The sequence below is a fragment of the Streptomyces sp. NPDC028928 genome, from assembly GCF_055564915.1.
The window spans coordinates 150,872-171,605 of sequence record NZ_JBVHVI010000010.1 but is presented as its reverse complement, the minus strand read 5'-3'; the positions used below and the strand labels follow the sequence as shown (position 1 = coordinate 171,605).

The following is a 20,734-nucleotide window of genomic DNA, read 5'->3' as shown; positions in this document are numbered from 1 at the left end:
ACTCATGAGTCGTACCAACACAACGCTGCTGGTGGCGCTGGGGCTTCTCGCCGGAGCCTCCGGAACGGCCTTCGCGGCCCTGCCCTCCGGCTCCGACGCCGCCGTCGCCGCCGTGCCCTGCGCCGTCGACTACAAGATCCAGAGCCAGTGGGACACCGGCTTCACCGCCGCCGTGACCATCACCAACAACGGCGCGGCCAAGTCGAGCTGGGCGCTGAAATGGACGTTCGGCGGTACCCAGAAGGTCACCAGCGGCTGGAGCGCGAAGATCACCCAGAGCGGCACCGCGGTCACCGCCGCCAACGAGAGCTACAACGGCACGCTCGCCACCGGCGGCACGGTCAGCTTCGGCTTCAACGGCTCCTACAGCGGCACCAACTCCGTCCCCGCCACGTTCACGCTCGACGGCGTCACCTGCAACGTCGACGGCGGCACCGGTGGCGGCACCGGGGGCAGTACCGGGGGCAGCACGGGCGGTGACACGGGAGGCAGCACCGGTGGAGACACGGGAGGCAGCACCGGTGGCAGCACCGGCGGCGGAGGCGGCGGGGACACCGGCAGCCGCGCCGACAACCCCTACGCCGGCGCCAAGGGCTACGTGAACCCCGAGTGGTCGGCCAAGGCCGCCGCCGAACCGGGCGGCAGCCGAGTCGCCAACCAGCCCACCGCGGTCTGGCTGGACCGGATCGCCGCCATCAACGGCGTCAACGGCGGCATGGGTCTGCGGGCCCACCTCGACGAGGCACTGAAGCAGAAGGGCTCCGGCGAGCTGGTCGTCCAGCTGGTCATCTACGACCTGCCCGGCCGTGACTGCTCCGCCCTCGCCTCCAACGGCGAACTGGGGCCGAACGACATCGACAAGTACAAGACCCAGTACATCGACCCGATCGCGTCGATCCTCTCCGACGCCAAGTACGCGGGCCTGCGGATCGCCACCGTCATCGAACCGGACTCGCTGCCCAACCTGGTCACCAACGCGGGCGGCACCGCCGGCAGCACCGACGCCTGCGCGACCATGAAGGCCAACGGCAACTACGAGAAGGGCGTCAGCTACGCCCTGGACAAGCTGGGCGCCATCCCGAACGTCTACAACTACATCGACGCCGGCCACCACGCCTGGCTCGGCTGGGACTCCAACCTCGGGCCCACCGTCCAGGAGTTCTACAAGGTCGCGACCACCAACGGCGCGAGCCTGAGCGACGTGACCGGCTTCATCGTCAACACCGCCAACTACAGCGCCACCAAGGAGCCGTACTTCAAGGTCACCGACAGCGTCAACGGGCAGACCGTGCGCCAGTCGAAGTGGGTCGACTGGAACCAGTACGTGGACGAGCAGTCCTTCGCCCAGGCGCTGCGCGACAAGCTGGTCGCGGCCGGCTTCAACAGCAACCTCGGCATGCTGATCGACACCTCCCGCAACGGCTGGGGCGGCTCCGCCCGGCCCACCAAGTCCGGCCCGCTGACCTCCGTCGACGACTACGTCAACGGCAGCCGCATCGACCGGCGCATCCACGCCGGCAACTGGTGCAACCAGAGCGGCGCCGGCCTCGGTGAACGGCCGACCGCGGCCCCGGCGGCCGGGATCGACGCCTACGTGTGGGTCAAGCCCCCGGGGGAGTCGGACGGAGCCAGCTCCGCCATCGACAACGACGAGGGCAAGGGCTTCGACCGGATGTGCGACCCGACGTACGGCGGCAACGCCCGCAACGGCAACAACCCCAGCGGCGCGCTGCCGAACGCACCGCTGGCCGGACACTGGTTCTCCGCCCAGTTCCAGCAGCTGATGCAGAACGCCTACCCGCCGCTGTCGTAGCCGGGTGAGCCTCCGCCGGGGCCGGGCCGCACCGGTCGGGCCCCGGCGGACCGCGTTCCCCCCCCCGCTGATGTTGCCGCGGCACGGATCGTTTTTGCCGCATCGGCAACACCGCTGGCCTCCGCCCGGCGTGCCGTCGCACCCTGACGGCATCCGGAAGAGAGGCTGACCACCATGGCGCACGACCACCACGAGCACGGACACCAGCACGGACACCAGCACGGCCACGGGCACGGGCACGGGCACGGCACGGACATCGACTGGAACGAGTTGGGCCCCCTGCTGGAGTCGCAGGCGGAACTGTTCACCCCGGTCTACGAGCGGGCCATGGCCTGGCTCGGGCAGGAGGTGACCGAGCCGGGACTGATCGTGGACGCGGGCAGCGGTCCCGGAGTGGTCTCCTGCCTGTTCGCCGAGGCCTTCCCCGGGGCCCGGGTCGTCGCCGTCGACGCCACCGCGCCGCTGCTGGAGCGCGCCCGCGCCCGGGCCGCCCGCCAGGGCGTGGCCGACCGCTTCGACACCCTCGCCGGTGAACTGCCCGAGGTGCTGGACGAGTTGGACTACCCGGTCGACCTGCTGTGGGCCAGCCGCAGCCTGCACCACCTCGGCGACCAGCGGGCCGCGCTCGCCGCGTTCGCCGCGCGGCTCGCCCCCGGCGGCACCCTCGCCCTCCTGGAGGGCGGTCTGCCCTCCCGCTTCCTGCCCCGGGACATCGGCATCGGCCGCCCCGGACTGCAGGCGCGGCTGGACGCGCTGGAGGAGGAGTGGTTCGCCCGGATGCGCGCCGACCTGCCGGGTTCGGTCGCCGAGACCGAGGACTGGCCCGCCCTGCTGACCGCCGCCGGCCTCAAGCACACCCGCACCCGCACCTTCCTGCTCGACCTGCCCGCCCCCGCCGGCGACCGGGCCCGCGCCTATGTCGCCGCGCACCTGTCCCGGCTGCGCGACGGTGTCGGTGACGCCCTGGACGCCGAGGACCGCGCCACCCTCGACCGGCTGCTCGACCCGTCCGACCCGGCGAGCGTGCACCTGCGGCCCGACGTGTTCGTCCTGGGCGCGTACACCGTGCACACGGCCGTCCGCCAGGGATGAGGCGGACACTTGACTTGGAGCGCTCTCCAAGTGATGGACTCCCTGCGTTCACCGACACAACAGGGGGGCCAGACATGACCACGAACGACGCTCCGGTCGCGCTCATCACCGGCGGAGGCACCGGGATCGGCGCGGCCGTCGCCCGGCAGCTGCTGGCCGCCGGGTGGCGGGTCACCGTCACCGGGCGCACGGAGCGCCGGCTGCGGGACTTCGCCGACGGACTCGGGAATCCTCAGGAGCTGCAGACGGTCGCCGGTGACGCGGCGGCCTTCGACGACGTCCAGGACGCGGTCGACCGCACGCTCAAGGCGTACGGCCGGCTGGACACCGTCGTCGCCAACGCCGGCTTCGCCACCCACGACACCGTCGCCGAGGGCGACCCGTCCGGCTGGCCCGAGATGGTGCTCACCAACGTCCTCGGCCCGGCCCTGCTCATCCGGGCCTCCGTCGAGGCGCTGAAGGAGACCGGCGGCCGGATCGTCCTCATCGGCAGCGTCGCCGGGTTCGTGCACGGCCCGGGCAACCTCTAAGGCGCCACCAAGTGGGCGATCACCGGGCTCGCCGAGAACACCCGGCGCCAGGTCACGGATTTCGGGATCGGTGTCACGCTGGTCGCCCCCGGCCGGGTGGAGACCCCGTTCTGGGACGGGCTCGGCAGCCTGCCCCCGGGGCATCTCCTCACCGCCGACCAGATCGCCGACTCGGTCGTCTGGGCGATCCGGCAGCCGGCCGGGGTCGATGTCAACACCGTCGTGGTCCGCCCGCTGGGCCAGCCCAACTGACGTACATCCTGGTTCAGTTGTTGGCGATGAACTGCTTGGCCAGCCGGTCCCCGAGGGAGACCGCGGCACTGTGGCTCTCGATGGGGGACACCTGGGAGTTCTTGAACAGGATGTAGGTCACGCCCGAGTCGGTGCCGCCGGTCTCCGGGTCCGGGTCGATGCCGAGCGCCTTCGCGGTGGCGTACGACGCCTCACCGATGATCTTCGACGGACCGGTGTCGCCGACAACGGCGTACTCGACCTTGTTGTTGTAGATGACGGCGACCACACCGCCGCCCTTGATGCCGGCGCTCGCGTAGTTCCAGATGCCGCTGGTGCTGGGCACCACGACGTACGGCAGCGTCTCCGCCTTCAGCGGCTTGCCGTCGGACTGGTGGAAGGCGGTGTCGTCCTGGTACCAGGGGTCGCGGTCCTCGTTGCAGTTGGCGGTGCGCTGGCCGTCGCAGTCGATGTCCATGTCGGCCTTCCAGAACACCGCGCCGTTCTTGCCGCACACGGGGACCGTGGCCGATGTCTCGTCGTCCGTCTTGTACTTGCCGTTGGAGATCTGCGAACAGGACGTCACCTTGGCGAGCAGGTCGGCCGCGCCGACCGTGCCCTCCTGTGCGGACCTGGGGGCGGACTCGGGGGCGGCCGCGGAGGCGTGCGCGGGCAGCAGGCCGGCGGCGAGCAGGGCGGTCCCGGAGGCCGCGGCGAGAGTCAGTGTTCGAAGACGCACGTGGGGGCCCTTCTGTTAGGAAAGTTTCCTTACCGTGTCGCGTCCACGGTGGCCCACCGGCATGCCCCCGTCAACCCTGGGGTTGCGAACGGCTGAAACCTATGCGTATTGCGGTGATTTGCCGCGCCGTAGAGACTGGACGGGCCGTACATATCCTGATGTGTCCGGCACCGTCTCGGCGGTCCCCGTACCCCGGAGGTGAGGCTCATGTTCGTACGCGCGGTGTACGCGACCGGAGATCCGGCGCTGCTCGACACGGCCGTCCGGTCACTGAACAGCGAGGGGCGGGACCTGCTGGAGGAACGCCCCGGATACCGGGGCGCGGGTGTGTTCGCGGACCGGGAACTCGGCAAGATCCTCGCGGTGAGCTGGTGGGAGACCGAGGAGGAGCGGCGGCACAGCGACGAGGTGATGCGGGAGCGGCGCGGGGCGCTGCTGGAACCGTTCGCGGGCACCGTGGCGGTCGCCAACTACGAGGCGGCGGTGCTCCACCAGGTCAGAGCGCCGCGCCAGGGCGGCGGACTGCGCGTCTCCAGAATGGAGTTCGACCCGCGCGACGCGGATCTGGTCATCGACACCTTCCGGGCCACGGTGGTGCCGATGGCCGAGTCGCTGCCCGGACTGGCCCGGGCGACCCTGCTGATCGACCGTGACCGCGGGCGGGCACTGGCCGGCACCCTGTTCGTCGACCGCGCCTCCTTGGCGGCCTCGCGCGCGGCCGTGGCGACCGTACGCCACGAGGCGTCGGCGAAGGCGCACGTGGACGTCGTCGGACTGGAGGAGTTCGAGGTGGTGTACGCGGACGTGCGCCTGGAGTGAGCCGACGGCACACGGCCGTTGCGTCCCGCTGTCGGGCGGGGCGCAACGGCCGGGTGCTGCGCGGGGCGTGTCGCCCGTGCCGGGGTGTCAGCCCATGTCGAAGGTGGCCGGGTCGGGGCCGAGCCGCCGGTCCTCGTTCAGCGCGCTGATCGCCGCGAGGTCCTCGTCGTCCAGGCTGAAGTCGAACACCTCGATGTTCTCCCTGATCCGGGACGGCGTCACGGACTTCGGGATCACGATGTTGCCGAGCTGGAGGTGCCAGCGCAGCACGACCTGGGCCGGGGTGCGGTTGTGCTTCCGCGCGATCGCGACGATCGCCGGCACCTCCAGCAGGCCCTTGCCCTGGCCGAGCGGCGACCAGGCCTCGGTGGCGATGCCCTGCCCGGCCTGGTACTCCCGCGCCTCGCGCTGCTGCAGGTGCGGGTGCAGCTCGATCTGGTTGACCGCCGGGACGACCGAGGTCTCCGCGAGCAGCCGCCGCAGGTGCTCGGGCAGGAAGTTGGACACGCCGATGGCGCGGACCCGGCCGTCGGCGAGCAGTTTCTCGAACGCCCTGTAGGTGTCGAGGTACCTGTCCCGGGACGGCAGCGGCCAGTGGATCAGGTACAGGTCGACGTAGTCGAGCCCCAGCTTCTCCAGGGACGCGTCGAAGGCGCGCAGCGTGGAGTCGTACCCCTGGTCGCTGTTCCAGAGCTTGGTGGTGACGAAGACGTCCTCGCGGGGCAGGCCGGAGGCGGCGATGGCCTTGCCGGTGCCCTCTTCGTTGCCGTAGATCGCAGCGGTGTCGATGCTGCGGTACCCGGCCTCCAGCGCCGTGGCGACGGCCCGCTCGGCCTCGTCGTCCGGCACCTGCCAGACGCCGAAGCCCAGCTGGGGCATCTCGACGCCGTTGTTGAGGATGATCGGGGGGACCTTGCTGCTCACGAGCCTCTTGATCCTTCGGTTGTCGACAGGTGGTACTCCCATCGTCAACGATCACGGGCCGCTCCGCATTCCTGACGGCACGATCCGCGTGCCGCGACTGTGTGGCGCACCACGAGGAGCGGCGCTCCTCACATCTCGTACAGCGCGTCGACCTCGTTCGCGTACGCCTTCTCGATCGCCTTCCGCTTCAGCTTCAGCGAGGGCGTCAGCAGCCCGTGTTCCTCGGTGAACGGCTGGGCCAGGATGCGGAAGGTGCGGATCGACTCGGCCTGGGAGACCAGGGTGTTGGCGGCGACCACCGCCCGCCGTACCTCCGTCTCCAGGTCCGGGTCGCGCACCAGCTCGGCCTGGGTCATCCCGGGCTTGCCGCGCATCTGGAGCCAGTGCTCGACCGCCTCCTGGTCCAGGGTGACCAGGGCGGCGATGAAGGGCCGGTCGTTGCCGACCACGATGCACTGGTTGACCAGGGGGTGTTCGCGGACCCGCTCCTCCAGCACGCCGGGGGAGACGCTCTTGCCGCCGGAGGTCACCAGGATCTCCTTCTTGCGGCCGGTGATGGTCAGATAGCCGTCCTCGTCCAGGGAACCGAGGTCGCCGGTGGCGAGCCAGCCGTCGTGCAGGGTCTCGTCGGTCGCCTTCGGGTTGTTGAGGTAGCCCTGGAAGACATTGCCGCCGTGCAGCCAGATCTCCCCGTCGTCGGCGATGTGCACGGTCACACCCGGGATGGCCTGGCCCACCGTGCCGTAGCGGGTGCGCTCCGGCGGGTTGGCGGTCGCCGCGGCCGTCGACTCGGTCAGGCCGTAACCCTCGTAGATCTGCACGCCCGCGCCCGCGAAGAACAGCCCCAGCCGGCGGTCCATGGCCGAGCCGCCGGACATCGCGTTCCGGATCCGGCCGCCCATCGCGGCGCGGACCTTCGCGTACACCAGCTTGTCGAACAGCTGGTGCTGCATGCGCAGCCCCGCCGACGGGCCCGGCCCGATGCCCCAGGCCTTCGCCTCGACCGCCTCCGCGTACTTGACGGCGATGTCGACGGCCTTCTCGAACGGCCCCGCCTTGCCGTCCTTCTCCGCCTTGCGGCGGGCCGCGTTGAACACCTTCTCGAAGATGTACGGCACCGCGAGGATGAACGTCGGCCTGAACGCGGCCAGATCGGGCAGCAGGGCGGCGGCGTGCAGCTGCGGCTGGTGCCCGAAGCGGACCCGGCCGCGGATCGCGGCGACCTCCACCATCCGCCCGAAGACGTGCGCCAGCGGCAGGAACAGCAGGGTGGACGCCTCGTCGCCCTTCTTCGAGTGGAACACCGGCTCCCAGCGCTGGATCACCGTGTCCGCCTCGAACATGAAGTTGCCGTGGGAGATCACACAGCCCTTGGGGCGGCCCGTGGTACCGGAGGTGTAGATGACGGTGGCGACCGAGTCGGGGGTGACCGCCTCCCGGTGCCGGTGCACCACCTCGTCGTCCAGGTGCGCCCCGGCGTCGTACAGCTCCTGCACACAGCCGGCGTCCAGCTGCCACAGCCGGCGCAGGTTCGGCAGCCGGTCGATGACGGTGGCGATGGTCATCGCGTGGTCCTCGTGCTCCACGATCGCCGCGGTGACCTCGGCGTCGTAGAGCATCCAGAAGCACTGCTCGGCCGAGGAGGTGGGGTACACCGGCACCACCTGGGCGCCGATGGTCCACAGGGCGAAGTCGAAGAGGGTCCACTCGTAGCGGGTGCGGGACATGATCGCGACCCGGTCGCCGAACCGGACACCACACGCGAGCAGGCCCTTGGCGAGGGCCATCACCTCGTCGCGGAACTCGGCGGCGGTCACGTCCCGCCACTGTCCGGAGGCGTCCTTGCGGCCGAGCGCGATGTGGAGGGGGTCGCTCTGGGCATGGTCGAAGACGACGTCTGCCAGACCGCCCACCGGCGGCGGCGACGCCAGCGGAGGGTTGGTGAACTCGCGCAACCTCGCTCCCCGTGTCTCGCGCCTCAGTGACGTGGTCTCCATCACCGCACAGCGCGGTGAAAGCTACCCCACCCGGTCGGTATGCGGGAGGGGTGCGGAAACCGAGCAAACCTCACGTTCCGCCTGGCCGGCCACCGTGAAATGCCCGCACATGGGGAAGGGCCGGACACAATACTGACGGGTCAGTAAGTTTCGGTACCGTAATCTCCACCGAATCTGTACGCACCGATTACGGCGCCCCGGGACGGGCCGGCCCCACGCATGCGGGGCGGCACCGGCCCCGTTCGCCGGGATCGCGTCCACCGTGCCGCTGGCTGTTGTGCCGGTGGTGGCCGGGGGCGGCGCCAGCCGCCGCACTGCCGCCGCCGGCACCGCTGCCACCGTCTCCGTCGGTTGCCCGGCGCCGGCCGTCGTTGCGTCGGCCGCCCGGGCCGCTGGCGCCCGTCCCGCCGGTGGCCGGGGCCACCGGCCCGCCCGTCCCGCTGGTCGTCGGGGCCGCTGCCGTCATTCCGTCGGTTCGCCCGGGGGTTGGCCGTCGTTGTGTCGGCAGCCCGGGCCGTTGGCGACCGTCCCACCGGTCGCCGGAACCGTCGGCTGCCGAGCCGTCGAGCCGCCGGGGGCCGCCGACCGTCCTGGCCGCTGGCCACAGTCCCGCCGGTCGCCGGGACCGCTGCTCGTTCCGTCGGCTCCCCCGGGGCCGGCCGTCGTTGCGTCGGCTGCCCGGGCCGCTGGCGACTGTTCCGCCGGTGGCCGGGGCCACCGGCCGCCCTGGTCGCTGATCATCCCGCCGGTTGTCGGGACCGCTGCCACCGTCTCCGTCGGTTCGCCCGGGGTCGGCCGTCGTTGCGTCCGGCCGCTCGCGCCGCTGGCGACCGTCCCGCCGGTCGCCGGAACCGCCGGTCGCCGGAACCGCCGAGCCGCCGGGTCGCCGGGTCGCCGGGTCGCCGGGTCGCCGGGTCGCCGGGTCGCCGGGTCGCCGGGTCGCCGGGTCGCCGGGCCGCCGGGCCACCGGGCCACCGAGCCACCGAGCCACCGGACCACCGGGCCGCCGGGCCCGCGACCGCCCTGGCCGCTGGCCACAGTCCCGCCGGCCGCCGGGCCACCGGGCCACCGGGCCGCCGAGCCGCCGGGCCACACTGCGGCCGGGACCGTCGGGAGCGGCGGCCGCCGTGCCGCCAGTTCGGCCTGTCGCCGGTCCGCTGGTGGTCGGCGCCCCGGTTGCCCGTGTCGCCGGCGTCCCCGTGTCGCCGGTGTCGCCGGTGTCCCGGGTCGTCCTCCGGCGTTCAGTCGTGAGTCGCCGCCGCCTTCTCCCGCGGTTGGGCGGAGGGCTTCGTGGGGGTCGGTCGGCCTGTGTGCATCAGGGCCGCCACCAGGGTGGCCGCCGCCACTCCTGCCAGGCCGGCCGCCACCAGGGCGGCGTTCAGGCCCGAGGCGAACGTGGACCGCAGGGTGTGGTCCGGGAAGGCCTCGCGCAGCGAGCCGGCGCCGCCGCCGGCCAGGGTGTGGGCCGCGGTGGGCGGGAGGGGGCCGGTCATGCGGGAGGTGAGGACGGTGCCGAAGACGGCCACACCGAGGGCGTACCCCAGCTGCCGGACGGTGTTCACCGCCCCGCCCGCCATCCCGGACCGCTCGGCCGGCACCGCTGCCAGCGCCGCCCCGGCCACCGTCGGCGCGACGAACCCCGTGCCGATCCCGACCAGCACGAACCCCGGCACCAGCGCCGTCCAGTCCGCGCCCGCGTCCAGGACCGCCTGGCCCAGGGTGCCGACGGCGATCAGCAGCAGCCCGCCGCCGACCGTCAGCCAGGCCGGCACCCCGTGCAGCAGCCGGCCCACCAGCACGGCGACGACCATCGAGACCGCCGTCATGGGCAGCAGTGTCAGGCCGGCGTGCACCGGTGACATGCCGAGCAGCGTCTGCATCCAGAGGGACAGGTACGCGATCCCGCCGAACGCCACCCCGTTGAAGGCGAAGGAGCCGAGCATGGTCCCGACGAACGCCGGCCGGCGCAGCAGTGAGAGGTCCAGCAGCGGATGCGTCACCCGCCGTTCCACCAGCACGAAGACCAGCAGGGCCAGCGCCGCGGCCGCGAACGCGCCCAGCGTGACGGGCGCCGTCCAGCCGTCCTCGCCGGCGCGCACGACGGCGTACGTCGCGCCGCCCGCGAACACCGCGAAGGCCGCCGTACCCGCCCAGTCCACGCTCAGCCCGCGCGGCCCGCGCGACTCGGGGACCGCCCGCAGCGTCAGCCACACCGCCGCGACGCTCACCGGCAGGTTCACGAAGAAGATCCACCGCCAGCCCGGGCCCTCGGTGATCAGCCCGCCCAGCACCGGCCCGACCGCCGCCGCCCCGCCGCTGACCGCGCCCCACACCCCGAGCGCCGCGGAACGCTGCCGGCCCTGGTAGACCGAGGCCAGCAGCGGCAGCGTCGTCGCGAACATCGCCGCCCCGCCGATCCCCTGCAGCGCGCGCGCCGCCACCAGCAGCCCCGGCCCGGACGCCAGTCCGCACAGCAGGCTGGCCGCCGCGAACAGCACCACACCCGCCACGTGCACCCGGCGCCGCCCCAGGATGTCGGCCGCGGCACCCACCCCGAGCAGCAGCGCGGCCAGGGCCAGCGCGTACCCGTCGACCACCCACTGCAGATCGCCCAGCGACGCGTGCAGCGCGCCCGCCATGTCCGGCAGCGCCACCACCACGATGGTCACGTCCAGCAGCAGCATGAACGTGCCCAGGCACACGGCCGTGAGCGTCCCCCATCTCCGCATGTCCTCAACTCCCCTTGTGAACGGGCTTCGTGTCGCTGCGTACGATGGCGGTACGGCGGCCGATCGGACGCCTGGGAAAGCCGCACGCGACGGAATCCGACGGGGGAGAGCATGCTGCGGATGGAATCCGACACCTTCGACCTGCTGGACCTCCAGTTGCTCTCCGCCCTGGAGCTCGACGGCCGGGCCCCGTTCAGCCGGATCGCCGCCGTCCTCGGCGTCTCCGACCGGACGATCGCCCGCCGCTACCGCCGGCTGTGCGCCGAGGGCGGCCTGAGGGTCGTCGTCCTGCGGGACGCCGTACGCCTCGGCCAGGACCAGTGGATGCTGCGGCTGCGCTGCGCGCCCGACAGCGCCACCGTCATCGCCGACGCGCTCGCCCGACGACCGGACACCTACTGGATCGGGCTGGCCTCCGGCGGCACCGAGATCGCCTGCATGACCCGGCCGCGCAGCCCCGGCGACCACGACGACCTGCTGCTCGGCAAACTGCCCCGCACCCCGAGCGTCGTAGAGATCCGCGCCCTGCAGCTCCTGCACCGCTTCTACGGCGGCCCGGTCGGCTGGCTGCCCAAGTTCCGGGCGCTCAGCGACGAGCAGATCGCCGCCCTGCGCCCCGACCTGCCCGAGCCCGGCCCCGCCCGCCTGGAACCCGAGGACGCCCCGCTGCTCGCCGTCCTCGAACGCGACGGCCGCGCCACCTACCCCGAACTCCAGCGCGCCACCGGCCGCTCCGAGTCCGCGATCAAGCGCCGCCTGTCCGCCCTGATCGCCTCCGGCGCGGTGTACGTCGACATCGAGTACCACTCCGAGGTCCTCGGCTATCCCAAGGCGGCCATCCTGTGGATCACCACGGCCCCGGGCGCCCTGGACTCCGTCGGCCGGACCCTGGCCGGCCACGACGAGATCGCCTTCGCGTCCGCCACCGCCGGCCCCTCCCACATCGTGGTCACCGCCGTCGTCCGCGACACCGCGGCCCTGTACGCCTACCTCAGCGGCCCCCTGGGCCACCTGGACGGCGTCCAGCACGTGGAGGCGACGCCGTTCCTGCGCCGGGTGAAGCAGCTGACGTACCGTCCCGCGCGCTGACCGCCGGCCCGGGGGTCAGTCGCTCCTGCGGCGCAGCCGCTCGCCGCCCGCCAGGATCGCCGCCGCCAGCGCGTTCGCGGCCTCCTCGGCCGGCCCCCGGCGGCGGCCGTGGACCAGGACGAAGTCGACCTTGCCCAGGTCGGGCAGGCCCGCGCGGTCGGGCAGCCGGAACAGGCCCGGCGGGATCAGCCGCCGGGAGTGGGCCATCACCCCGAGGCCGGCCCGGGCCGCGGCGATCAGGCCGTTGAGGCTGCCGCTCGTGCACACGATCCGCCACGGGCGGCCCTGCTCCTCCAGCACCTCCAGCGCACGGGCCCGGGTGATGCCCGGCGGCGGATACACGATCAGCGGAACCGGCCGGTCGGGTTCCAGACGCAGCCGCTCGCCGCCGATCCACACCAGGTCGTCGCGCCACACCAGCTCACCGCGCGGATCCTCCGGGCGCCGCTTGGCCAGCACCAGGTCGAGCTTTCCGGCGGCCAGCTGCTCGTGCAGGGTGCCCGACAGCTCCACCGTCAGCTCCAGGTCGACCTCCGGATGGTCGTAGCGGAAGCCCTCCAGGATCTCCGGCAGCCGGGTCAGCACGAAGTCCTCCGAGGCGCCGAAGCGCAGCCGGCCACGCACGCGCGTGCCGGTGAAGAACGCCGCGGCCTGCTCGTGCACCTCCAGGATCCGGCGGGCGAACCCCAGCATCGCCTCCCCGTCCTCGGTCAGCTCCACCGAGTGGGTGTCCCGGGAGAACAGCTGCCGGCCGGCCGCGTCCTCCAGCCGGCGCACATGCTGGCTGACCGTGGACTGGCGCAGCCCCAGCCGCCGGGCGGCCTGCGTGAAGCTCAGCGTCTGGGCGACCGCCAGGAAGGTGCGCAGCTGCGTCGGGTCGTACACGACGTCCAAGCGTAGCGGGGTCATCGCGCATCATGATGGCAGTCAGAGTGGTATGCGGGATTCCCGATCGGCGGCCGGAGGAGGACGATGGAGAGGGGCCCTACGGCCCGGGACCGCCCGTCACCCACAGCAATCGGAGCACCGTGAAACGCCTGCGCTGGCCGAGTTGGATGCCGATCGACCCGTACATCGTGCTGCTGCTCGGGACGGTGGGTCTCGCCGCGCTCCTGCCGGTGCGGGGCACCGCCGCCGATGTCACCTCCGGCGCGTCCACGGCCGCGATCGCCTTCCTCTTCTTCCTCTACGGCGCCCGGCTGTCCACCCGTGAGGCGCTGGACGGACTGCGCCACTGGCGGCTCCACATCACCGTCCTGATCTGCACCTTCGTCATCTTCCCGGTGTTCGGGCTGGCCGCGCGCGGACTGGTGCCCGTCCTGCTGGACCAGCCCCTCTACCAGGGCCTGCTGTTCCTGACGCTGGTGCCGTCCACGATCCAGTCGTCCATCGCGTTCACCTCGATCGCCCGCGGCAACGTGCCCGCCGCGATCTGCGCCGGGTCCTTCTCCTCGCTCATCGGCATCGTCCTCACCCCGCTGCTCGCGGCGGGACTGCTCGGCGGCGAGGAGGTCGGGTTCTCCACCGACTCGCTCGTGAAGATCGTGCTCCAGCTGCTGGTCCCGTTCCTCGCCGGGCAGGTGTTGCGGCGGTGGATCGGCGAGTTCGTCACCCGGCACAAGAAGGTCCTCGGGCTCGTCGACCGCGGCTCCATCCTGCTGGTCGTCTACAACGCCTTCAGCGAGGGCATGAACCGGGGCATCTGGCACCAGGTCAGTCCGGTACGGCTGGCCGGGCTGCTCGGCGTCGAGGCCGTCCTGCTGGCGGTGATGCTGGCCCTGACCTGGTACGGCGCCAGGGCGCTGGGCTTCGGCCGGGGGGACCGGATCGCCATCCAGTTCGCCGGGTCGAAGAAGTCCCTCGCCTCCGGGCTGCCGATGGCGAGCGTCCTGTTCGGCGGCCAGGCCTCCCTGGCCGTCCTGCCGCTGATGCTCTTCCACCAGATGCAGCTGATGGTGTGCGCGGTCATCGCCAAACGCCGGGCCCGCGACCCCGAGGCGACGAGCGAGGCGGGTCCCGAGGCGACCACGGGAGCGGACTGCGAGGTCGCCAAGGACGCGCCCGGGGGCTCAGCCGCGCACCCGGTCGAGGGGCAGCCGGAGAACCGTGTCCTGCGGTGACCGCAGCACCTCCGGGTCCGCCAGCTCCCCGTCGGTGAGCACCCGGTCCCAGACGCGCACCTCGTCCAGCGCGCCGGTGAGGAAGGCGCGGCTGTCCATCCGCTGACCGAGGTGGACCCCGAACGGCGAGTTCCGGCTGACCGAGCCCGGGACGTCCGCGACGGAGGACTCCGTACCGTCGACGGACAGCGACAGCCGGCCTCCGCCCCGGCGCAGTACGGCGTGATGCCACGCCCCGTCGTTGTACGCGCTGCCCGTGCGCACGTACGCGGTCTGCGGAGCACCGGCCCCGTTCCGTACGGTGATCAGCCCCTGGACCCGGTTGTTCGCCGGTTCCCCGCGCAGCCACACCTGCGGCTGGCTGGTGCCGGTCCCGCCCATCCACAGCAGCGGCTGCTCCCCGCTGGTCGCCGTGTACCGGAACCACACGGACGCGGTGAAGTCCTTCGTGCCCAGGGGCAGACCGGCGCGGTACGGCAGGCGTACGGCGTCGTCGGTGCCGTCGAACTCCAGCGCGTTCCCGGACACGCCGTCCACCTCCTCCGGGGCGCCGAGTACCACCGCCGGGCGGGCGCGCGCGGCGAGATCGGGGGTGACCGGGTCGGGGCCGCGGCGCGGGGCCAGCCAGTCCTCGGTGAAGCGGGCGAAGCGGATCTCGTCGCGCGCGTCCACCGCGCCGCCCTCGTACAGCAGGCCGACCGTGCCGGAGCCGATGCGCACCAGGTCGGAGTAGCCGGACCAGTCCGTGGTGACGACCGTGCCGCGGTCGACGCCGTCCCAGGTCCGGCCGCCGTCGTAGGAGGAGCGGATCATCATCGTGCGGCGCCGGTCGGGGTCGCCGGGGCAGGCCAGCAGCAGGCGGTCGCCGAGGCGCAGCAGCGAGCCCTGCACCTGCGGGGTGTACAGGCCGGGCAGGTCGCGGAAGGGCGCGGTGAAGCCGGCGCCGCCGTCGCGGCTGACGGTCTGGGTGCGGTGGCCGAGGTCGGTGCCGTCCTGCTCCCGGCCGCTGACCAGCACCGAACCGTCCCCGCGCTCGGCGAGAGCGAGTTCGGAGGGTTTCTGCCGGAAGGTGCCGTCGGCGGCGATGGGCCAGCTGTCGGTGGCGCCGATCCGCCAGTGGCCGCCGTGGTCGTCGCTGACGACGAGCGCCGCGTGGTTGGCGGTGACCCGGCTGCCGTTCCAGGTCTCGGTGTTGACCCCGAAGACCAGGCGCCCCGCGTACCGGCCGCGGGTCAGCTGGATGCCGTGCACGGGACCGGTGGCGTACCAGGAGTTCCAGTCGGCGGGCAGGATCTCCGGGCTCAGATCGCGCGGCTGCGACCAGCTGAGGCCGTCGTCGTCGCTGTACTGCAGATGCGGGGTGCGGTCGCAGGGCACCGAGCAACCGGCGCTGTCCGTACGGCCCGTGTTGTAGGTCTCGGCGAGCCATATGCGGCCGGTGTCGCGGTCCACGACCGGCGCCGGGTTGCCGTGGGTGTCGCCGGCACCCTCGTTGACCACCTGTAACGGCCCCCAGGTGCGCCCGCCGTCGGTGGAGCGCTTGAGGACGATGTCGATGTCGGCCGCGTCCCCGCAGTTGAGGACCCGCCCCTCGGCGAACGCCAGCAGCGTGCCGTCGGCCGTTCGGACGACGGCCGGGATGCGGAAGCAGGCGTAGCCGGGGTCCTGGGCGGCCTTGAACAGCACCTGCTGCTCGAACTCCGCCGTGTCGTCCGCCGGCTGGGCGTGGGCCGGATGGGCGGGGGTGAGGGTGGCGAGGAGGCCGGCGGCGGTGACGGCGGCGGTGGCGAGTGCGGATCTGAGACGGGCGCGCAGACATGACGGCACGGTGCGACCTGCCCTTCGTCAGCCGGACATCTGGACATCCGGACATCCCACGTCCAACGTGCGTCTCATCGACGGTAGTGGGCAGTGGCGCACGTCACAAGAAGCGTGCAGGCGGTCACGGGCGCAGGACGACCTTGCCGAGGTTGGTCCGGCTCGTGATCGCCTCGTGCGCCGCCGCCGCGTCCTCCAGGGCGAACTCCCCGTGCACGGCGGGCTTCAGGGCGCCCTCGGTGAACAGCCGCCACAACTCCTGCCGCCACTGCTCGTACAGGTCCGGCCGGCCGCGGGCGATCAGCGCCATCTGGAAGCCGATCACCGACTTGGCGCCCACCAGCAGGTCGTACGCCTGGATGGTGCCGCCGCCCGAGCTGTAGGCGACCAGGCGGCCGTGCGGGGCGAGCGCGGCGAGGGCGGGGGTGAGCAGGTCGCCGCCGACGGCGTCCAGGACGCAGTCGACCGGACCGCCCCAGCTGTCGTCGCCGTACCGGACGCAGTCGTCCGCGCCGACCGACCGCACGAAGTCCGCCTTCGCCGGGCCGGAGACGGCTCCCAGCACCCGTCCCGCGCCCCGTGCCCGTGCCAGCTGGACGGCGAGATGGCCGACGCCGCTCGCCGCCGCCGTGACGAGGACCGACTCGCCCGGTGCGAGCCGCGCCGCCTCCAGTGCCCCCAGGGCCACCAGGCCGCTGCGCACCAGCGCCACGGCGGTCACGGCGCCGGCGTCGTCCGGTATCGGTGAGGCCATGGCCTCGTGCAGTACGGCGACCTCGGCGTACCCGTGCCCGAAGCACAGCCCGGTCACCCGGTCGCCGGCGCGGAAGCGGGTCACGCCCTCGCCGGCCGCGACCACCTCGCCCGCGATCTCGCCGCCCAGCGGCACCGGCTCGGCGGCCTCGGTGACCTTGCGGACCACCGGCAGGGTGACGCCGACGGCCGCACAGCGCACCAGTAGCTCCCCGGGGCCGGGCTCGGGCACGGGCGCCTCCTCCAGGAACAGAGGGCCGCCGGTGGATTCGTATCGGACACGACGCATCGCAACCACCTGAGTCAGTCGTGGGGACACCCATGAAATCATTGGGAGTCCCAACGGTAGGGGAGGTTCGTTGGGAAGTCCAATGATTCTTCGGATAGGCTGCGGGCATGGCCGAAGCACCCCTGCCCGCGATCCGCTCCCTGCCCAGCTGGCTCCTCGGACGGGCCGCCGCGCGGGGCCGTGCCCTGGTCGCCGAGGCCCTCGCCGCCGAGGGGCTGAAGATGTGGCACCACGTCGTGCTCTCCGCCGTCCGGGACCTCGCCCCGGTGGCCCAGGCCGATCTCGGCCGCAGCGTGAGCCTCGATCCGAAAGACGTCGTCGGCATCCTGAACGACCTGCAGTCCGCGCACCTGGTCGAGCGCGCCCCCGACCCGCGCGACCGGCGCAAGAACGCCGTCTCCCTCACCCAGGAGGGCGCCCGGCTCCTCGTGCGCTGCGAGAAGGCGGCCCGTGAGGCCAACGACGCGCTGCTCGCCCCGCTGTCGGCCGCGGAACGGGATCAGTTCATGGGCCTGTTGCTCCGGATCTCCGGCACCGAAGGCTGAACGGCTGAACGGTTGAACGGCTGAACGGCGCGGGCTCAGCCCCGGGCGGCCGGCTCCCGCAGGACGATCCGGTCCTCGCCCGCGTACACGTTCATCGAGCTGCCGCGCAGGAAGCCCACCAGGGTCAGCCCCGTCTCCGCGGCCAGGTCCACGGCGAGCGACGAGGGTGCCGACACGGCCGCGAGCACGGGGATGCCCGCCATCACCGCCTTCTGCGCCAGCTCGAAGGAGGCCCGGCCGGAGACCATGAGGATCGTCCGGGACAGCGGCAGCCCGCCGTTCTGCAGGGCCCGTCCGATCAGTTTGTCGACCGCGTTGTGCCGGCCCACGTCCTCCCGGGTGTCCAGCAGCTGCCCGTCCTCGTCGAACAGGGCCGCCGCGTGCAGGCCCCCCGTCCGGTCGAACACCCGCTGGGCCTCCCGCAGCCGGTCGGGCAGGTCCGCCAGCAGCTCGGGGGTGACCCGGAGCGGGGGAGTGTCGGCGATCGGCCAGCGCGTGGTCGTACGGACGGCGTCCAGGCTGGCCTTGCCGCACAGCCCGCACGAGGAGGAGGTGTAGACGTTCCGCTCCAGGGTGAAGTCGGGCAGGACGACACCGGGCGCGGTCTTCACGTCGACCACGTTGTAGGTGTTGGAGCCGTCCGCCGTCGCGCCCGCGCAGTAGACGATGTTCTGCAGATCGGCCGCCGTGGCCAGGACGCCCTCGCTCACCAGGAAGCCGGCCGCCAGCGCGAAGTCGTCGCCCGGGGTGCGCATCGTGATCGCGAGCGGTTTGCCGTTCAGCCGGATCTCCAGGGGCTCCTCGGCGACGAGCGTGTCCGGGCGGGTGGAGACCACGCCGTCCCGGATACGGAGGACCTTGCGTCGTTCCGTGACTCGTCCCATGTTCTGATCAGCCCCGGTTCTGTACGCGCTGGCAGCCCAAACGGCCCTTCACGATCTCATTGTCCTGCACCTGGGGAGCGAGCGTGCGGCCCACCGCCGGACAAGGGCGCCGGCGACAGTCCGTCGGCCGGCCGCCCGCGGTGTGCGATCGTGCCCGGCGTGGGCAACTCCGTCGCGTATCCGTCTTCCGTTCCCCAGACAAGGCCGAGGCCTGCCGGCGGGCCGAGCGCCTGTCCCGGCTCCTGACACGACGGCACGCGCAGGTGCGGCTCACGGCCGACCTGGAGACGGTCGAGGACGTGCGCCGGACGGCCGCGGCCGTTCCCGGTGCGCGGTACGAGTACGCGGACACCCGCACCGATCCGGAAACGGGCGCGTACATCGGCTTCGCTCGACCTCGACCTCGCGACCGCGTACGACGACGCCCTCCGGCCGGAGCTGCCCCTGGTGGCCTCGGCGACGGGGCGGGCTGGGAGAAGTACGACGGGGTCCAGGTCGTCTGAGGAGAGCCGACAATCCCGGCGCCCGATTCCTGTGGCCTTACCTGCCGTCGTACCCGTGAGTCACTGATCAGACTGGTGAATCCCGCTACCCACGGCCACGAGGGGGATCCCCGGAATGAACGGCTCACGCATCGCCGCCATCGGTCACTACCAGCCCGCCCAGGTGCTCACCAACGAGGACCTGGCGGGCATGGTCGACACCAGTGACGAGTGGATCCGCACCCGGGTGGGCATCCGTACCCGGCACATCGCCGGCCCAGACGAGCCCGTGGACGAGCTGGCCGCGCACGCCGCCGCCAAGGCCCTCGCCGCGGCCGGCCTCAGCCCCGGCGACATCGACCTGGTGCTGGTCGCCACCTCCACCGCGATCGACCGCTCCCCGAACACCGCCGCCCGCGTCGCGGCCCGGCTCGGCATCCCGCAGCCCGCCGCCATGGACGTCAACGTGGTGTGCGCCGGCTTCACCCACGCCCTGGCCACCGCCGACCACACCCTCCGGGCCGGCGCGGCCACCCGCGCCCTGGTCATCGGCGCCGACAAGATGTCCGAGGTCACCGACTGGACCGACCGCAGCACCTGTGTCCTGGTCGGCGACGGGGCCGGGGCCGCCGTCCTGACGGCCTGCCCGCCGGGGGAGGAGCCCGGGGTCGGGCCGGTGCTGTGGGGCTCGGTGCCGGAGATGGGGCACGCCGTGCGGATCGAGGGGACGCCGCCGCGGTTCGCGCAGGAGGGGCAGAGCGTCTACCGCTGGGCCACCACCCGGCTGCCGGCCATCGCCCGCCAGGCCTGCGAGAAGGCCCGGGTGGCGCCCGAGGACCTCGCCGGGGTCGTCCTGCACCAGGCCAACCTGCGGATCATCGAGCCGCTGGCCGAGAAGCTCGGCGCCGTCAACGCGGTGATCGCCCGCGATGTGACCGAGTCCGGCAACACCTCGGCCGCCAGCATCCCGCTCGCCTTCTCCAAGCTGCGCGAACAGGGAGCGCTCAGCACCGGCGACCCGGTGCTGCTCTTCGGCTTCGGCGGCAACCTGTCGTACGCCGGGCAGGTCGTGCGCTGTCCCTGAGCCGGGCTTCCGCACGCCCCGTCTCCGGACTCCGTGCGCCGTAGACTGTAGACGAAAGACAATCGATACTGAGCGTCCAGCGCCCACGCGTCCAGACCGCCCAGGAGGGGACCGCGATGTTGTCGACCGGACTGCCGCAGGGGGCGGTGCCCAGGCTGGAACGGCCCGGCCCGCTGCGTGATCGCGTGTACGAGGCCCTGCTGGAGCTGATCACCACCCGCGCCCTGCAGCCCGGTCAGCACCTCGTGGAGAGCGAACTCGCCGGGCACCTCGGCGTCTCACGGCAGCCGGTGCGCGAGGCGCTCCAGCGGCTCAACAGCGAGGGATGGGTCGATCTGCGGCCCGCCCAGGGCGCGTTCGTGCACGAGCCGACCGAGGAGGAGGCCGACCAGCTGCTCACGGTCCGCACCCTGCTGGAGGCGGAGGCCGCCCGGCTGGCCGCCGCGCACGCGGGCAGCCCCGGCATCGCCGCCCTGGAGGAGCTGTGCGCCGAGGGCGAGCAGGCGGTGGCGGCCGAGGACGTGGACCGTGCGGTCGCCCTCAACGCCGCCTTCCACGCCAAGGTGATGGAGCTGGCCGGCAACACGGTCCTCGCCGGACTCGCCGCCCAGGTCGACCGGCGGGTCCGCTGGTACTACACGCCGGTGGCCCGGCAGCGCGGCCGGCAGTCGTGGATCGAGCACCGCGCGCTGATCACCGCGATCGCCGCCCGTGACGAGCAGCGGGCCACCGAGCTGATGCGCGAACACACCGAGCACACCCGGCGGTCGTACCACGAGCGGAACGCGACCTGAAG

17 protein-coding genes and 1 pseudogene are annotated in these 20,734 nt (G+C 72.7%); 10 read left to right on the top strand and 8 right to left on the bottom strand.

Annotation, left to right across the window (positions count from 1 at the left end; all coding sequences use genetic code 11):
- Positions 1-4: 4 nt before the first annotated feature.
- From ACZ4U1_RS24400 to ACZ4U1_RS24390, 3 genes and pseudogenes are all read left to right on the top strand, one after another.
- Complete coding sequence (locus tag ACZ4U1_RS24400) at positions 5-1,813, top strand: glycoside hydrolase family 6 protein (protein WP_467905924.1); 1,809 nt, start codon at positions 5-7, stop codon at positions 1,811-1,813.
- Between the two features lie 174 nt (positions 1,814-1,987).
- Positions 1,988-2,905 carry a class I SAM-dependent methyltransferase gene (locus ACZ4U1_RS24395; RefSeq protein WP_467905923.1) on the top strand — a complete coding sequence of 306 codons (918 nt, stop codon included), beginning with the start codon at positions 1,988-1,990 and terminating at the stop codon, positions 2,903-2,905.
- Between the two features lie 74 nt (positions 2,906-2,979).
- Positions 2,980-3,687 (top strand): annotated as a pseudogene (locus ACZ4U1_RS24390) (SDR family oxidoreductase).
- A 13-nt stretch (positions 3,688-3,700) separates the two neighbouring features.
- Here the strand turns inward: ACZ4U1_RS24390 and ACZ4U1_RS24385 are convergent.
- On the bottom strand, positions 3,701-4,405 hold the full coding sequence (locus ACZ4U1_RS24385; RefSeq protein ID WP_467905921.1) for a glycoside hydrolase family 75 protein: 705 nt from the start codon (positions 4,403-4,405) through the stop codon (positions 3,701-3,703).
- Positions 4,406-4,612: 207 nt separating this feature from the next.
- On the opposite strand from ACZ4U1_RS24385, the gene ACZ4U1_RS24380 reads away from it, so the two are divergent.
- The gene (locus tag ACZ4U1_RS24380) at positions 4,613-5,224 is read left to right on the top strand and encodes a hypothetical protein (protein ID WP_467905920.1); all 612 of its coding nucleotides are present in this window, start codon (positions 4,613-4,615) and stop codon (positions 5,222-5,224) included.
- Positions 5,225-5,311: 87 nt separating this feature from the next.
- Here ACZ4U1_RS24380 and ACZ4U1_RS24375 read toward each other — a convergent pair whose 3' ends face one another.
- From ACZ4U1_RS24375 to ACZ4U1_RS24365, 3 genes are all read right to left on the bottom strand, one after another.
- Complete coding sequence (locus ACZ4U1_RS24375; protein ID WP_467905919.1) at positions 5,312-6,148, bottom strand: aldo/keto reductase; 837 nt, start codon at positions 6,146-6,148, stop codon at positions 5,312-5,314.
- Between the two features lie 128 nt (positions 6,149-6,276).
- A complete protein-coding gene (locus ACZ4U1_RS24370; protein ID WP_467905918.1) occupies positions 6,277-8,103 on the bottom strand; it encodes an AMP-dependent synthetase/ligase in 1,827 nt (608 codons plus the stop codon).
- A gap of 1,283 nt (positions 8,104-9,386) precedes the next feature.
- A complete protein-coding gene (locus tag ACZ4U1_RS24365) occupies positions 9,387-10,874 on the bottom strand; it encodes an MFS transporter (protein ID WP_467905916.1) in 1,488 nt (495 codons plus the stop codon).
- Positions 10,875-10,985: 111 nt separating this feature from the next.
- Here ACZ4U1_RS24365 and ACZ4U1_RS24360 point away from each other — a divergent pair, with 111 nt between their 5' ends.
- The gene (locus ACZ4U1_RS24360; protein WP_467905915.1) at positions 10,986-11,963 is read left to right on the top strand and encodes an Lrp/AsnC family transcriptional regulator; all 978 of its coding nucleotides are present in this window, start codon (positions 10,986-10,988) and stop codon (positions 11,961-11,963) included.
- A 15-nt stretch (positions 11,964-11,978) separates the two neighbouring features.
- On the opposite strand, the gene ACZ4U1_RS24355 is transcribed toward ACZ4U1_RS24360, so the two are convergent.
- Positions 11,979-12,848 carry a LysR substrate-binding domain-containing protein gene (locus ACZ4U1_RS24355; RefSeq protein WP_467906215.1) on the bottom strand — a complete coding sequence of 290 codons (870 nt, stop codon included), beginning with the start codon at positions 12,846-12,848 and terminating at the stop codon, positions 11,979-11,981.
- A 170-nt stretch (positions 12,849-13,018) separates the two neighbouring features.
- Here ACZ4U1_RS24355 and ACZ4U1_RS24350 point away from each other — a divergent pair, with 170 nt between their 5' ends.
- Positions 13,019-14,083 carry a bile acid:sodium symporter family protein gene (locus ACZ4U1_RS24350; RefSeq protein ID WP_467905914.1) on the top strand — a complete coding sequence of 355 codons (1,065 nt, stop codon included), beginning with the start codon at positions 13,019-13,021 and terminating at the stop codon, positions 14,081-14,083.
- On the opposite strand, the gene ACZ4U1_RS24345 is transcribed toward ACZ4U1_RS24350, so the two are convergent.
- Together ACZ4U1_RS24345 and ACZ4U1_RS24340 are read right to left on the bottom strand one after the other, a co-directional pair.
- Positions 14,033-15,910, bottom strand: a complete 1,878-nt coding sequence (locus tag ACZ4U1_RS24345; protein ID WP_467905912.1) for an exo-alpha-sialidase — start codon at positions 15,908-15,910, stop codon at positions 14,033-14,035. The two genes, ACZ4U1_RS24350 and ACZ4U1_RS24345, sit on opposite strands and share 51 nt — an antisense overlap.
- Before the next feature lie 115 nt (positions 15,911-16,025).
- Positions 16,026-16,943, bottom strand: a complete 918-nt coding sequence (locus tag ACZ4U1_RS24340) for a quinone oxidoreductase family protein (RefSeq protein ID WP_467905910.1) — start codon at positions 16,941-16,943, stop codon at positions 16,026-16,028.
- A 107-nt stretch (positions 16,944-17,050) separates the two neighbouring features.
- Here ACZ4U1_RS24340 and ACZ4U1_RS24335 point away from each other — a divergent pair, with 107 nt between their 5' ends.
- A complete protein-coding gene (locus ACZ4U1_RS24335; protein ID WP_467905908.1) occupies positions 17,051-17,488 on the top strand; it encodes a MarR family winged helix-turn-helix transcriptional regulator in 438 nt (145 codons plus the stop codon).
- Positions 17,489-17,523: 35 nt separating this feature from the next.
- On the opposite strand, the gene fdhD is transcribed toward ACZ4U1_RS24335, so the two are convergent.
- Positions 17,524-18,372, bottom strand: coding sequence for a formate dehydrogenase accessory sulfurtransferase FdhD (gene fdhD, locus ACZ4U1_RS24330; RefSeq protein ID WP_467905907.1), 849 nt, complete (start codon positions 18,370-18,372; stop codon positions 17,524-17,526).
- Positions 18,373-18,635: 263 nt separating this feature from the next.
- On the opposite strand from fdhD, the gene ACZ4U1_RS24325 reads away from it, so the two are divergent.
- From ACZ4U1_RS24325 to ACZ4U1_RS24315, 3 genes are all read left to right on the top strand, one after another.
- Positions 18,636-18,875 carry a hypothetical protein gene (locus tag ACZ4U1_RS24325; RefSeq protein WP_467905905.1) on the top strand — a complete coding sequence of 80 codons (240 nt, stop codon included), beginning with the start codon at positions 18,636-18,638 and terminating at the stop codon, positions 18,873-18,875.
- Between the two features lie 115 nt (positions 18,876-18,990).
- Positions 18,991-19,938 carry a beta-ketoacyl-ACP synthase III gene (locus ACZ4U1_RS24320; protein WP_467905903.1) on the top strand — a complete coding sequence of 316 codons (948 nt, stop codon included), beginning with the start codon at positions 18,991-18,993 and terminating at the stop codon, positions 19,936-19,938.
- Positions 19,939-20,054: 116 nt separating this feature from the next.
- Entirely contained in the window at positions 20,055-20,732 is a 678-nt protein-coding gene (locus ACZ4U1_RS24315) for a GntR family transcriptional regulator (RefSeq protein WP_467905902.1), read from the top strand.
- Positions 20,733-20,734: the final 2 nt, after the last annotated feature.